This is a genomic window from Mycobacterium sp. E787 (assembly GCF_001668725.1).
Taxonomy (GTDB): Bacteria; Actinomycetota; Actinomycetes; order Mycobacteriales; family Mycobacteriaceae; genus Mycobacterium.
The window spans coordinates 140395-154207 of the sequence record NZ_LZKL01000055.1; the positions used below are offsets into that span (position 1 = coordinate 140395).

Sequence of the window (13813 nt, forward strand, 5' to 3'; positions counted from 1 at the left end):
ACGCCCCTATTCCGGAAGATCCGGCTCCTGGGCCGGCGGCGCGTCCAGCGGCAGCAGCACGATGAACCGCGTGTCGCCCGGAACCGATTCCACGCGCAGGTCGCCCCGATGGTTCTTGACGACGATGTTGAACGCGAGGTCCAGCCCCAGGCCCGTGCCTTCCCCGAACGGTTTGGTGGTGAAGAACGGTTCGAAGATGCGCTCGCGCACGTCGTCGGGGATCCCCGGCCCGGTGTCGCAGATCTCGATTCGGGCCATGTTGCCCTGCCGGCCGGTGCGGATGGTCAGTGTGCCGCCGCCGTCGCGCATCGCCGCGATCGCATTGTCGATGATGTTCGTCCACACCTGGTTGAGATCGCCTGGATAGCAAGGGATTTGGGGAAGCGACCGGTCGAATTCCTTGACCACCCGGACGGCTTTGTCCTTGTTCGGGTCCCGGCCCAACCGATCGGCGAACATCGTGAGCGTGCTGTGCAGCAGTTCGTGCACATCGGCCACCTGGAAGGGCGCCCGGTCCATCTGCGAATACTGCTTGGCGTCGGCGACCAGCGCCGAGATCCGCTTGCTCGCCTCGAGGATCTGGTTCAGCAGCAGTTCGCCTTCGACGGTGTAGGTCAGCCAGCGGACGGCCTTCTCCAGCGACGTCGACGCGCCGGGCTCCGCCGTCGCCGCGGCTATCCGTTCCAGCCAATCGGTGTCGATGCCGCCCTCGACGAAGGTCGGTGCGATGTCCCAACCGCCCTCGACGCCGTGGTCCTCGAGCCACTCACCGACCGCGTCCTCCAGGTCGGCCGTCTCGATCGCGGTCATGTCCCCCGAGGCGGACTTGGCGACCTGGGCGGCGACCTCCTCCTGCAGGCGCACCAGCGCGCGCAGCGCGTCCGGGGTGACCGTGCCGTCGGCGAGCATCGCGAGTTTCTGCCGCATCCCGGCGACCCGCTCGCGCAGCTCGGACGCCGCGCGGACGGTGGCCGCGGCCGGGTTGTTCAGCTGATGGGTCAGCCCGGCGGACAACTGGCCCAACGCGAGCAGCTTCTCCCGGTTGTCGATGATCCGGCGGGTGCGCTCCAGGCCGACCGCCATCCCGTCGAGCAGGTGGACGGCCATCGGGAACTGGTCCTTCATGAACTGGGCGAACGCGGGCGCGTCGAGCACGAAGAAGCGCGACGGCTTGGTGACCGACACCGACGCGTCGTAGCTCTGCCGGTGCAGCTGACCGGTGAACGCCCGCCACGCGCCGCAGTACACCCCGCGTTGCGAGGTCCGATTGGTCTCGATGTCCTGGCCGCCGGAGAGCTTCGACATCGCCAGCTCGCCCTCGATCAGGACGTACAAGCAGGTCGCCGGCTCACCCTCGACACAGATCGGGCCGGGCTCGTAGTTCTCGATGTGCCCGTTGGCGCACAACACCGCGAGTTGCTCGTCGGACAGGGCCTCGAAGAGGAACAGGCTGCGCAGCTCGTCGGGCTCGCAGGGCGTCTTGGCCGTCATGCTTCGGCGAGGTAGCGGTGCACCAGCATCACGGCCATCGATCCCTCGCCGACGGCGGCCGCGACGCGTTTGGCGGACTCGGCGCGCACGTCGCCGGTGGCGAACACGCCCGGCACGCTGGTCTCCAGGTGGTGCGGCGGGCGGTCCAGCGTCCAGCCGCACACGTTGCGCAGGTCCGGTCCGGTGAGGACGAAGCCGCGGTCGTCGCGGGCGACCACCCCGTCGAGCCACTCGGTGCGCGGCGCGGCGCCGATGAAGATGAACATCCGGGCGCAGGTGACGTCCTCGGTGGCGCCCGTCCGGTTGTCGACCAGGGTCAGCCTCTCCAGGTGGTCGGCGCCGACGGCGCGCTGCACCTCGGTGCAGGTGCGCACGGTGATGTTGGGTCGCTGCTTGATCTGTTCGATCAGGTAGTACGACATCGACGCGTCCAGCGACGGGGCGCGCACCACGATGGTCACGGACTTCGCCTCGCGGGACAGATACATCGCGGCCTGGCCGGCCGAGTTGGCCCCGCCGATGACGTACACCTCCTCGCCCGCGCACTCCGTCGCGACGGAGACCGCCGCGCCGTAGTAGACGCCGCGGCCGGTCAGCTCGTTGCATCCGTCGGCGCCGAGCTGGCGATACGCGACGCCGGTGGCCAGGATGACCGCGTGCGCGTCGACGGAGCCGCCGTCGGCGAACCGCACGGTGCGCTTGGAGCCGTTGACCTCCAGCGCCGTGGCGGCCCGCGCGGTGATCAGCTCCGCGCCGAACTTCTCGGCCTGCCGGCGCGCGCGTTCGGCCAGCTGGCCACCCGAGACCCCGTCGGGAAAGCCGAGGTAGTTCTCGATGCGCGAGCTCTGGCCGGCCTGACCGCCAGTCGCGGTGCGTTCGATCAGCACCGTGCGCAGGCCCTCCGAGGCGCCGTAGACCGCGGCGGCCAGGCCCGCGGGCCCGCCGCCGATGACGATCAGGTCGTAGAACTCCTGCGACGGCGTCGTGGTGAGGCCCAGCGTGTCGGCCAGCTGCGCGTCGGTCGGTTCGACGAGGGTGTCGCCGCGCTCGGTGACGACGACCGGAAGCCGCAGGCAATCCGCGCCGGCGGCCTTCAGCAACCGCTCGCCGTCGGGGTCGTCGGCCATGAACCACGAGTAGTGCAGCCCGTTGCGGGCCAGGAAGTCGCGCACCTGCCAGGATCGCGCCGACCACCGGTGCCCGATCACCTTGGTGTGCGGGATGGGATGTTCCGGCGCCGCCCGCCAGGCGTCCAGCAGCCCGTCGATGACGGGATAGAACTTCTCCTGCGGCGGGTCCCACGGCTTGAGCAGGTAGTGGTCCAGGTCCACGACGTTGATCGCATCGATGGCGGCGTGGGTGTCGGCGTAGGCGGTCAGCAGCACGCGCCGGGCGGCCGGGTAGAGGTCCATCGCCCGCTCGAGGAACTCGATGCCGCTCATCTGCGGCATCCGGTAGTCGGCGATGAGCACCGCGACGGTCTCGCCGCGCAGCTTGAGCTCCTTGAGCGTTTCCAGGGCGTCGGGGCCGGAGTCGGCGCGGACGATGCGGTGCCGGTCAGCGTATTGGCGGCGCAGGTCCCGGGCCACCGCGCGGGAGACCGCGGGGTCGTCGTCGACGGTCAGCAGCACGGGTTTGCGGGGGGCGGCGGCGGGATTCGTCATCGGCCTCAAGTATGCGCTCGTCAGGCGACGTGTGGCGGGTCGAGGAGGCGGCGCCGATTCAGCTGCCGGCGATTTTGGTGGGGGCGAATTACCAGGTATCGTGGACCAACGGTGCGGCATCCGCGCCGACTTTTTGCGTGCCCAGTCCCTAGGAATTTCCTGTCACCGGCTCACGTTTCAAGTCGGGCGAATGTTGCGCTCATCCGGGCGCTGACGTGAACGAAACGAATGACGAGGATTTCTGACAAGTATGGCCAAGAAGGACGGTGCCATCGAGGTCGAGGGCCGCGTGGTCGAACCCCTGCCCAATGCGATGTTCCGCATTGAGTTGGAGAACGGTCACAAGGTGCTCGCCCACATCAGCGGCAAGATGCGGCAGCACTACATCCGCATCCTGCCCGAGGACCGGGTGGTGGTGGAGCTGTCTCCCTACGACCTGTCCCGGGGCCGCATCGTGTACCGGTACAAGTGACAGCCCGAATTCGGACAACGAGAAGAACAGGATCGACCAGCCGTGAAGGTGAACCCGAGCGTCAAGCCAATCTGTGACAAGTGCAGGGTGATCCGTCGGCATGGGCGGGTCATGGTGATCTGCTCCGATCCGCGCCACAAGCAGCGCCAGGGCTAGAGCTCCCGCCTGCTGAACAACTAAATGATGACCTCCCAGCACCACTGAACGGCTGGCATATCCAGATATGGGCCAGTTCAGCCACGCCCGGACGGAGGCCGGGCCCCACCCCCGAAGGGGCCGGGAACGGGCTGGGATCAGACCTCCGCACGAGATTAAGAGGAAACGCCACCTATGGCTCGACTAGTAGGCGTCGATCTCCCACGCGACAAGCGGATGGAGATCGCGCTGACGTACATCTTCGGCGTCGGCCGTACCCGCGCCAACGAAATCCTGGCCGCCACCGGCATCGACAAGGACCTGCGCACGCGGGACCTCACCGATGACCAGGTGACCCACCTGCGTGACTACATCGAGGCCAACCTCAAGGTGGAGGGTGACCTGCGCCGGGAGGTCCAGGCCGACATCCGCCGCAAGATCGAGATCGGCTGCTACCAGGGTCTGCGGCACCGCCGCGGCCTGCCGGTGCGCGGCCAGCGGACCAAGACCAATGCGCGCACCCGCAAGGGCCCGAAGCGCACCATCGCGGGCAAGAAGAAGGCCAGGTAATCAATGCCACCGAAGAAGGCGAGCGGCTCGGCCCCCAAGAAGGGGCAGCACAAGACCCGGAAGCGGGAAAAGAAGAACATCCCGCACGGCGCCGCGCACATCAAGAGCACGTTCAACAACACGATCGTGACGATCACCGACCCGCAGGGCAACGTCATCGCCTGGGCGTCGTCGGGCCATGTCGGCTTCAAGGGCTCGCGCAAGTCGACGCCGTTCGCCGCGCAGCTGGCCGCGGAGAACGCCGCCCGCAAGGCCCAGGAGCACGGGGTCCGCAAGGTCGACGTGTTCGTGAAGGGCCCGGGTTCGGGCCGTGAGACCGCGATCCGCTCGCTGCAGGCGGCGGGCCTGGAGGTCGGGGCGATCTCCGACGTCACGCCGCAGCCGCACAACGGATGCCGTCCGCCGAAGCGCAGAAGGGTCTAGGGAAAGAATCATGGCTCGTTACACCGGACCCATCACGCGCAAGTCGCGCCGGCTGCGCACCGACCTCGTCGGCGGCGACCAGGCGTTCGAGAAGCGTCCCTACCCGCCCGGCCAGCACGGCCGCGCGCGGATCAAGGAGAGCGAGTACCTGCTGCAGCTGCAGGAGAAGCAGAAGGCCCGCTTCACCTACGGCGTGATGGAGAAGCAGTTCCGCCGCTACTACGAGGAGGCCGTCCGGCAGCCCGGCAAGACGGGTGAGGAACTGCTGCGCATCCTCGAGAGCCGGCTGGACAACGTCGTCTACCGCGCCGGCCTGGCGCGCACCCGACGGATGGCCCGCCAGCTGGTGAGCCACGGGCACTTCAGCGTCAACGGCGTGAAGGTGGACGTCCCCAGCTACCGGGTGTCGCAGTACGACATCGTCGACGTGCGGGACGGCTCGCTGAACACGGTGCCGTTCCAGATCGCGCGGGAGACCGCGGGTGACCGCCCGATCCCGGGCTGGCTGCAGGTCGTGGGGGAGCGGCAGCGCATCCTGATCCACCAGCTGCCCGACCGCGCGCAGATCGACGTGCCGCTCACCGAGCAGCTGATCGTCGAGTACTACTCGAAGTAAAGACCCCTGTACCAACCTGGTTCAGGTCTGCGACGATCGCAAGCGCGGCGAAGCCGGGCGCGGCGGGTCGGAGCGGACAACACGGCGGCATCAAATAGCGGGTGCCGAGAAGGAGAAGAAGAAACACCATGCTGATCTCACAGCGACCCACACTGTCCGAGGAAGTCCTCACCGACACCCGGTCCCAGTTCGTCATCGAGCCGTTGGAGCCGGGATTCGGTTACACCCTGGGCAATTCGCTGCGGCGCACGCTGCTGTCGTCGATCCCCGGCGCGGCCGTCACCAGCATCCGCATCGACGGCGTGCTGCACGAGTTCACCACCGTGCCCGGCGTGAAGGAAGACGTCACCGACATCATCCTGAACCTCAAGGGCCTGGTCGTGTCCTCGGAGGAGGACGAGCCGGTCACCATGTACCTGCGCAAGCAGGGTCCCGGCGAGGTCACCGCGGGTGACATCGTGCCGCCGGCCGGTGTGACCGTGCACAACCCCGACATGCACATCGCGACCCTGAACGACAAGGGCAAGCTCGAGGTCGAGCTCGTCGTCGAGCGCGGCCGCGGCTACGTCCCGGCGGTGCAGAACCGGGCCTCGGGCGCCGAAATCGGCCGCATCCCGGTCGATTCCATCTACTCGCCGGTGCTCAAGGTCACCTACAAGGTGGACGCCACCCGTGTCGAGCAGCGCACCGACTTCGACAAGCTGATCCTGGACGTGGAGACCAAGAGCTCGATCACCCCGCGCGACGCGCTGGCCTCGGCCGGCAAGACGCTGGTCGAATTGTTCGGCCTGGCACGCGAACTCAACGTCGAGGCCGAGGGCATCGAGATCGGGCCGTCGCCGGCCGAGGCCGACCACATCGCGTCGTTCGCGCTGCCGATCGACGACCTGGACCTGACCGTGCGGTCGTACAACTGCCTCAAGCGCGAGGGCGTGCACACCGTCGGCGAACTGGTCAGCCGCACCGAGTCCGACCTGCTGGACATCCGCAACTTCGGCCAGAAGTCCATCGACGAGGTGAAGGTCAAGCTGCACCAGCTGGGCCTGTCGCTCAAGGACAGCCCCGCGACCTTCGACCCGTCGGAGGTCGCCGGCTATGACGTCGCAACCGGCACCTGGTCCACCGAGGCCGCCTACGACGACCAGGACTACGCGGAAACCGAACAGCTGTAAAGGCCTACAACAGAATCCCGTCCCGGCCCTACCTGATACGGGGGTCGGCCCCCACTGAGGAGATAGTGCAATGCCCAAGCCCACCAAGGGCCCTCGCCTCGGCGGGTCGTCTTCGCACCAGAAGGCCCTGCTGGCCAACCTGGCCACGTCGCTGTTCGAGCACGGCCGGATCAAGACGACCGAGCCCAAGGCCCGTGCGCTGCGGCCGTACGCGGAGAAGCTGATCACGCACGCCAAGAAGGGCACGCTGCACAACCGTCGGGAGGTGCTCAAGAAGATCCGCGACAAGGACGTGGTGCACGCCTTGTTCGAGGAGATCGGGCCGTTCTTCGCCGACCGCAACGGCGGCTACACCCGCATCATCAAGGTCGAGGCGCGCAAGGGCGACAACGCCCCGATGGCCGTGATCGAGCTGGTGCGGGAGAAGACCGTGACCTCCGAGGCGGACCGGGCGCGCCGGGTGAAGGCGTCGAAGAAGACGTCCGACGCGCCGGTGGCGGCCGCGGCGGCGCCGCAGGCGGCGGTCGAGCCGGAGGCGGCGGAGGGCCCGACGGCCGACGAGCTGACCGAGCCCGCCGAAGAGGCCGTCGAGCCGGCCGAGACCGGGGCCGGCGAGGCCACGGAGGCCGAGGCCGCCGCCGCCGAGAAGCATGACGAGGCTGTGGCCGCGAGGGCCGAAGCCGAGGCCGCCGAGGCGAGCGACGAGGCTGACGAGAGTTAACGACCCGGATTCTCAGGTCCGTCTGCGGCTCGACATCGCCTACGACGGAACGGAATTCGCGGGCTGGGCGGCCCAGGCCGGGCAGCGGACCGTCGCCGGCGTCCTCGACGAGGCGCTGACGACGGTCTTCCGCGTTCCGGTGCGGCTCCGCGCCGCCGGGCGCACCGACACCGGGGTCCATGCCACCGGGCAGGTCGCCCACGTCGACGTGCCCGCCGACGCGTTGCCGAACGCCTACCCGCGCGCACTCCGGACGGGTGAGCCGGAGTTCCTGCCGCTGGTCCGCCGGCTGGGCCGGTTCCTGCCGACCGACGTGCGCGTGCTCGACATCGCCCGCGCCCCAGCGGGTTTCGACGCCCGATTCTCGGCGTTGCGACGCCATTACGTGTACCGGCTGTCGACGGCGCCGTATGGGGTGCAGCCGCAGCAGGCCCGCTACGTCACCGCCTGGCCCCGCGACCTGGACGTCGAGGCGATGGCCGTCGCGTCGCGAAACCTGGTGGGGCTGCACGACTTCGCGGCGTTCTGCCGTCAGCGGGAGAACGCCACCACCATCCGCGATCTGCAGCGGTTGGACTGGTCACGCGACGACGACCTGGTCACCGCGCACGTCACCGCCGACGCGTTCTGCTGGTCGATGGTGCGGTCGCTGGTCGGGGCGCTGCTGGCCGTCGGCGAGCACCGGCGCCCGGTGTCCTGGTGCCGCGAATTGCTTTCGGCCACGGACCGCTCCAGCGACTTCGCCGCCGCGCCGGCACACGGGTTGACGATGGTCGGCGTCGATTACCCGCCCGACGACCAACTGGCCGCGCGGATCCTGATCACCAGGGACCTCCGCACGCCGGGCTAGAGGCGATCGGGAGCCCGGCTCAGTCGGGCGACGCGGGTCGCCGCCATCGGGGCTAGACCCTGCCCGCGACGAAACTTGCGGCCTGGTTGGTCAATCCGGGCACGTAGCCCAGGTGCGCACTCCATTTGTTGCCGTTCGAGCAGATCGGGTCGCCGGGGTTGCACAGGTCGATGGTCTTGCCGTCGAAATCCGGCGTGAGCGCGCTCATCAGCCCGCCGGCCCGCGCGGACGGATTTCCGAACAGGGCGACGGCGGCGACGTGATCGGCCGCGGCGGCGGGCAGGGGCTGACGGAAGCCGAGCCCGGGAAGCGGTGCGGCGGTGACGATGTCGATGACGGCGGCGCCCTGCGAATACCCGCCGAGCACCATCTTCGTCTTCGGGCAGTTGTTGGCCATCTGCTGGATGTGGTTGCTGGCGTCGTTCGCGCCGTCGGTGGCGGCCAGAAAGTCCTTGTTGGCGGGATAGTTAACCCCGTACGCCCCAACGCTTTTGCGGGTGTCCTGGCGCAACGAGTTGACGAAGGCCTGGCCCACCTTCCCCACACCCGGCGGCTCGTCGGTGCCCCGGGCGAACACCACCTCCACGTCCGGGCACGACGCGGAGGCCAGCGGCAGCAGCTTCGGGACGACGAAAAGCGCGACCGCCGCAAGGAATGCGGCGGTCAGCCCCAAGCGGATAAGCCTCACACGACGAGGCTACGGGCCCAGGATCAAGCCCCGGTAACGATTTAGACAAGCGGCGCTTGAGGATTCACCGGCGCCGGCGCGCCCGGCGCGTTCGGCGCCGGGACGTTACCGGGCACCGACGGGCTGGTACCAGGCGCCTGCGGGCCGTAACCCGGTGCTTGCGGCGGGTAGCCGGGCGTCTGCGGCCCGTAGCCGGGCACCTGCGGGTTGGTCCCGGTCATCAGCCTGGATGCGACGAACGCGGCGGCCTGCGTGGTGTACGCCGGGACGTAGCCCTCGGTGTGGCCGCTCCACTCGTTGCCCTGACCCGCGTGGCAGATCGGGTCCTGCGGATTGCACAGGTCGATCGCCTTGGAGCCCAGCAGCGCGCTCTGGGCCGGCAGCGTTCCGCCGGCGCGGTCGGCCACGTCGCCGAAGGTGGCGACGGCCGCGATGTTGTTCGCGTATTGCGGCGGCAGGGAGTTGCCCCAGTTGATGCCGCCGATGGGAACGCCGGCCACGATGTCCATCACCGAGGCGCCCTGCGAGTAGCCGCCCAGCACGATCTTGGTGTTCGGGCACGTCTCCACGCTTTTCTTGACGCGGTCGATGGTGTCGTTGGCGCCGTCGCCGCCGTGCAGCTGCAGCTTGCTGGCCGCGTAGTTGACCCCGTAGGGCAGGATGTTCAGGCCGGTCTGCTGGCGCAGCGAGTCGACGAAGGCGTCGCCGACGCGGCCGAGGCCGGGCGGCTCGTTGGTGCCGCGGGCGAAGATGACCTCGACGTCCGGGCAGTCGAAGGCGGAGGCGACCGGCGTCGCCGTCGGGGACAGGAGCAGGCCGGCGGCGGTGAGCACTGCAGAAACCCCCGGGCCCACCCAGCGACCGATGCGGTGGGAAGACACGCCGGAATAGTACCCGCAACCAGCGAAGAGGGGAAAATTCGCCGGCCTGTGGACAACCGCGGGCGCCCGCGCCTACCTGCGGTTTGACTGGAGCGGGGAGACGGATTCCACAAATTTGCCGGGGGTATTTTGGACAGTTCGCAGCTGCGCCGGCCGACGAGCCGGTTGCAGGTCAGCGGCTACCGATTCCTGCTGCGCAGGCTGGAGTGCGCCCTGCTGGGGCGTGACATCGACGCCGCGGACGAACCGCTGCGCACCCAGAGCGCATCGCTCGCGGTCGGGTGCGTTGTCGCGGCCGTCGCGCTGGCCGGGTGCGCGTTGCTGGGTGCGCTGCGGCCGCAGGCGGATTTCGGGCAGGCCCGGATCGTCATGGGCCGGGAATCCGGGGCGCTCTACGTGCGGGTGGGCGACGTCTGGCACCCCGTACCGAACCTGGCCTCGGCGCGGTTGATCGCGGGGACGGCCGCCAACCCGCAACCGGTGCGGGAGTCGGATTTGGCAGGCACCAAACGCGGTCCGCTGCTGGGCATTCCGGGTGCGCCGCAGTTCATCGGCGAGACGCTGCCCGCGGACGCGTCCGTGTGGACGATCTGCGATGCCGACGCGACTGGCGCGACGACCGTCGTCGTCGGGCCGGCTGCCGAATCGCCGGTCCACCGCCTGGCTTCCGGGCGTGCCCTCCTCGTCGCGGGCGCGCCGGACTCGCCGGCCTACCTGCTTTACGACGGTCAGCGGGCGGTGGTGGACCTCGCCGATGCCGCGGTGGTGCGCGCGCTGCGGCTGGAGGGCCGCGCGCCGCGGCTCGTGTCGCAGGCGTTGCTGAACGCGGTGCCCGAGGGCTCGCCGATACGGACCCCGCGGATTCGCGCGTCGGGCGCGGCGGTGCCCTGGCTGCCCGGCTTCACGGTCGGCAGCGTGCTGCGCGTCCCGCGCGGCGATGCCGACGAGTATTACGTCGTTTTGCCCGTCGGAGTCCAGCGGATCGGGCGGGTGGCCGCCGAACTCCTGCGCTTCGGCGATTCGCACGAAACCGCCAACGCCATCACCGTCGCGCCCGATGCGATCCGCGCCGCGGCGGTCGCGAACACGTTGCCGCTGGCGGGTTTCCCGGACCGGGCGCCGGAGCTGGACGGCGGCAGCATCCTGTGCGTCACCGCGCGGCCCGGGACATCGGGAAATTTCGACATCGCGTTCCTGATCGGTAGCGGCCTGCCGGTGCCGGCCGGCCGGGCTGCGGTGCCCCTGTCGCAGGCCGACGGTCGCGGTCCGGCGCTGGACGCGGTGTTCCTGCCGCCCGGCCACAGCGCCTATGTGCGGGACGGCAACCGAGCCGGCGCGCGCTATCTGGTCACCGACACCGGGGTGCGCTTTGCGATCCGCGACGACGACGCGGCGCGCGATCTTGGTCTGCCGGCGCCTATTCCGGCGCCATGGTCGGTGTTGGCGGCCCTGCCGCCGGGGCCGGAACTGAGCAGGCAGAGCGCGTCAGTCGCGCGCGACACGGTTGGGGGAAGCCCGTAGCCGTCCGGCCGCCAGGAGGCCCAGCAGCGCAACGAGACCGACGGCCGCGCCACGCAGCGCGACGCCGCGGGCCCGCGAATCCGGCGGGTGCTGCGGCGGCATGATCACCGGAAGCGGCGCCGGTGTGGGTGTGGTGATCGCGGTCGCGGGCGGGCCGGAGTCGGTGCTCATCGCCGCCAGCACGTCGATGACGCCGTTGCCCACCGTCGGATCCCACCCGCCGGGCGGGTGGTGGGCGGTCGACTCGATGCGCTGCATCACCTGCCGCGCGGTCAACGCGGGGAAGCGGGCCCGGATCAGCGCGGCCAGCCCGCTGACCACCGGAGCCGCATAGCTGGTGCCCGAAACCGGTTGTGCGCCGAACACACTCACCGCCTCGCCGGTGGCGGCGACGTCCACCCAGGGTCCGGCAAGCGTGAAGGCCGACGGTGCGCCTTCGGCGTTGACGGAACCCACGGTGAGCACCAAGTCGTCGTACCAGGCCGGGCTGGCTACGACGGTGATCGTCTGCCACGTCGCGTCGGGGCGCTGACGCGGGCACTGGCCGGCGCCGTCGGCGTTGCCCGCGGCGGTCACGACGACGGCGTTCTTGACGTCGACGGCATACGCGAGCGCGGCGCCCAGGGCCCGATCGTCGGGTGCCGAGCCGACGGGAACGCAGGCCACGGAGGAGATGTTGATCACCGACGCGCCGAGATCGGCGGCCGTTCGGACGGCCTTGGCCATCGTCTCGACGTCGCCGACCCCGGCGCGGGAGCGGTCGGTGGCGGGGGCGAATCTGGAACTGGACTGGCGGATGCTGATCACGGTGGCCTCGGGCGCCACCCCGGTGAAGCCGTCGGCCCCGGGATCGGGCGCAGCCGCGATGATCCCGGCCACCAGGGTGCCGTGCGCGTCGCAATCCTGGGCGCCGTCGCCGGTTGAAACGTAGTCGCCGCCCGGCACGACGGCGGGTAGCCGGGGGTGGGGCGAGACGCCGGTATCGATGACCGCCACGCGTTGTCCGGCACCGCGGGTGAACTGCCAGGCCCGGCGCAGGTCGACGAGATCGGGGAGGTGGGTGCCGTCTTTCGCCGAGGCCGCCGTCAGCGGCGCGCAAACCTCGCGCTGCAGGGTCGGCCACGGCGGCGCGGGCAGAGCCGGCTCGGGCAGCCACTTGTCGTCGATCGAAGGCGGCGAAACCGCCTGCGCGGCAGGCACTCCCAGCAGGGGAAGCGACGCAAGCGCCGACACCGCCATGAGGCGTGACACGCTCACCCGAGATGCCATCCGCGAGCGGCGCTGTAGAGGCCGCATACCCAGCACGTCGCGGGCACCATCGCGACCAGGGTCAGACCCTCCAGCGCGTCGACACCGCGGCGTATCAACGGTGAGGTCGATATGGCCGCCGCGACGAACCCCAGGTGCATCGCCGCGGCGGCCAGCGCCGCCGTCAACGCCGCCGTCCACGCGCCATGTGGCGTGCCGGCGGCAACGACGGCGAAAGTTGTTGCGGTAATGACCGTCCCGCAGGCGACGAACACCAGCCTCCTGGTCCCGTTGCCCGAACGGGCCCGCAGCAGCAGAGCCGCGCCGGTGAGTGCGCCGACGGCGATGTGCTGCGGCCGCGGTGCGCCGCCGAGCACGGTGACCACCGCACCGACGGTGGCCACGGACGCGAACGCGGCGAGCAGACTGGTCAGGCAGGTGTCGGCACGGATCGCCTTGGCGTCGAGGTCCGCGGCGGGCGGGCGCTGCGGTGACAGCCCGGCAAGAACGATCGACACCCGCGCCGCCACGCCGAGCAGACCCAGGGACACCGACGCGGACACCGACCCGATGACGCGCGGCGGTGCGGCGGTGATCACGCCGGCCAGGGCCGCCGCGGCGATGATCGTTGCGGCGCACGATACGGCGGTCAATGTGATGACGCCGCAGCCCGATGCGCGCATCGCCGCCATTGAGGCGACGACGGCCGCCGTCGCACCCAGCACCACGCTGGGGAGCCCGGGGGCGCCGGGCACCGCGAGGCAACCGGCGACCGCGGCGAAGGCGGTGGCGATCAGGCTCAGCGCCAGCCCGGCGAACGCATCCCCGTAGGTGCGGTGCGCGATCGCCGCACCGATCAGTGCCCCCAGGGCCGCGGATGCCGTGACGGCGAGCGTGGCGCCGGTGACATTGGCGCTGAACGCGTTTCGGATGAGCGCCAGCGCACCGATGCCGGTGAGCGCGATCGCCGCGATCGCGCCCGTCAGGCGGGTCGCCTGCCGGGAGTGGCTCCACGGCCGGGCCGTCGAGTCCAGCGTCGCCGCCACGGCCTCAGCCGGGTCCGCATAACGGGGAGCGGGCGGCGGGTCAGCGGAGTCGGTCAAGACGAGCACCTCGCCGTCTTGGATCCCGTTCTGGGCCAACGTTCCTCCCAACGGGGCCGCACCGGGCCGGGACAACCGGTAGCGCCTCGCCACCAGTTCACCGGCACCCTCATTCCCGCGGCCGCCGAGGATGTCGACGATCGACGGCATCAGGACGGCGACCGGGACGCCGGCCGGCAGGGCGACGTCGGCGACGGCGGCGCCGGCGTGGATCGCCACGCGGCGCAGCGCCAGATCGGATCCGGGCAATGGTGATCC

Annotated in this window: 15 protein-coding genes; 9 read left to right on the plus strand and 6 right to left on the minus strand. The window is 70.2% G+C overall.

Annotation, left to right across the window (positions count from 1 at the left end):
• Window positions 1-6 precede the first annotated feature (6 nt).
• Window positions 7-1491, minus strand: a complete 1485-nt coding sequence (locus tag A5705_RS11755; RefSeq protein WP_067873519.1) for an ATP-binding protein — start codon at window positions 1489-1491, stop codon at window positions 7-9.
• The gene (locus tag A5705_RS11760; protein ID WP_067873522.1) at window positions 1488-3155 is read right to left on the minus strand and encodes an FAD-dependent oxidoreductase; all 1668 of its coding nucleotides are present in this window, start codon (window positions 3153-3155) and stop codon (window positions 1488-1490) included. Before A5705_RS11760 ends, A5705_RS11755 begins: the two co-directional genes overlap by 4 nt.
• A 250-nt stretch (window positions 3156-3405) precedes the next feature.
• Here A5705_RS11760 and infA point away from each other — a divergent pair, with 250 nt between their 5' ends.
• From infA to truA, 8 genes are all read left to right on the plus strand, one after another.
• Complete coding sequence (infA, locus tag A5705_RS11765; protein ID WP_003418601.1) at window positions 3406-3627, plus strand: translation initiation factor IF-1; 222 nt, start codon at window positions 3406-3408, stop codon at window positions 3625-3627.
• 42 nt (window positions 3628-3669) lie between these two features.
• Complete coding sequence (rpmJ, locus tag A5705_RS27150) at window positions 3670-3783, plus strand: 50S ribosomal protein L36 (protein WP_003879483.1); 114 nt, start codon at window positions 3670-3672, stop codon at window positions 3781-3783.
• Window positions 3784-3957: 174 nt separating this feature from the next.
• Window positions 3958-4332 carry a 30S ribosomal protein S13 gene (gene rpsM, locus A5705_RS11770; RefSeq protein WP_066907568.1) on the plus strand — a complete coding sequence of 125 codons (375 nt, stop codon included), beginning with the start codon at window positions 3958-3960 and terminating at the stop codon, window positions 4330-4332.
• A 3-nt stretch (window positions 4333-4335) separates the two neighbouring features.
• Window positions 4336-4755 carry a 30S ribosomal protein S11 gene (gene rpsK / locus A5705_RS11775; protein WP_067873528.1) on the plus strand — a complete coding sequence of 140 codons (420 nt, stop codon included), beginning with the start codon at window positions 4336-4338 and terminating at the stop codon, window positions 4753-4755.
• Between the two features lie 10 nt (window positions 4756-4765).
• Window positions 4766-5371, plus strand: a complete 606-nt coding sequence (gene rpsD, locus A5705_RS11780) for a 30S ribosomal protein S4 (protein WP_067873530.1) — start codon at window positions 4766-4768, stop codon at window positions 5369-5371.
• A gap of 128 nt (window positions 5372-5499) precedes the next feature.
• Window positions 5500-6543, plus strand: a complete 1044-nt coding sequence (locus A5705_RS11785) for a DNA-directed RNA polymerase subunit alpha (protein ID WP_067873533.1) — start codon at window positions 5500-5502, stop codon at window positions 6541-6543.
• A 70-nt stretch (window positions 6544-6613) separates the two neighbouring features.
• Window positions 6614-7264, plus strand: coding sequence for a 50S ribosomal protein L17 (gene rplQ / locus A5705_RS11790; RefSeq protein WP_067873535.1), 651 nt, complete (start codon window positions 6614-6616; stop codon window positions 7262-7264).
• On the plus strand, window positions 7194-8114 hold the full coding sequence (truA, locus tag A5705_RS11795) for a tRNA pseudouridine(38-40) synthase TruA (RefSeq protein ID WP_082956422.1): 921 nt from the start codon (window positions 7194-7196) through the stop codon (window positions 8112-8114). Before rplQ ends, truA begins: the two co-directional genes overlap by 71 nt.
• 52 nt (window positions 8115-8166) lie before the next feature.
• Here truA and A5705_RS11800 read toward each other — a convergent pair whose 3' ends face one another.
• Window positions 8167-8793, minus strand: coding sequence for a cutinase family protein (locus A5705_RS11800; RefSeq protein ID WP_369803284.1), 627 nt, complete (start codon window positions 8791-8793; stop codon window positions 8167-8169).
• Window positions 8794-8843: 50 nt separating this feature from the next.
• Entirely contained in the window at window positions 8844-9683 is an 840-nt protein-coding gene (locus A5705_RS11805) for a cutinase family protein (RefSeq protein ID WP_067873544.1), read from the minus strand.
• 129 nt (window positions 9684-9812) lie between these two features.
• Here A5705_RS11805 and eccB point away from each other — a divergent pair, with 129 nt between their 5' ends.
• Window positions 9813-11204, plus strand: a complete 1392-nt coding sequence (gene eccB / locus A5705_RS11810; protein ID WP_304442245.1) for a type VII secretion protein EccB — start codon at window positions 9813-9815, stop codon at window positions 11202-11204.
• Here the strand turns inward: eccB and mycP are convergent.
• The gene (gene mycP, locus A5705_RS11815) at window positions 11169-12443 is read right to left on the minus strand and encodes a type VII secretion-associated serine protease mycosin (RefSeq protein WP_304528555.1); all 1275 of its coding nucleotides are present in this window, start codon (window positions 12441-12443) and stop codon (window positions 11169-11171) included. The genes eccB and mycP overlap by 36 nt on opposite strands.
• Before the next feature lie 14 nt (window positions 12444-12457).
• The gene (eccD, locus tag A5705_RS11820; RefSeq protein WP_231982409.1) at window positions 12458-13804 is read right to left on the minus strand and encodes a type VII secretion integral membrane protein EccD; all 1347 of its coding nucleotides are present in this window, start codon (window positions 13802-13804) and stop codon (window positions 12458-12460) included.
• Between the last annotated feature and the right edge of the window lie 9 nt (window positions 13805-13813).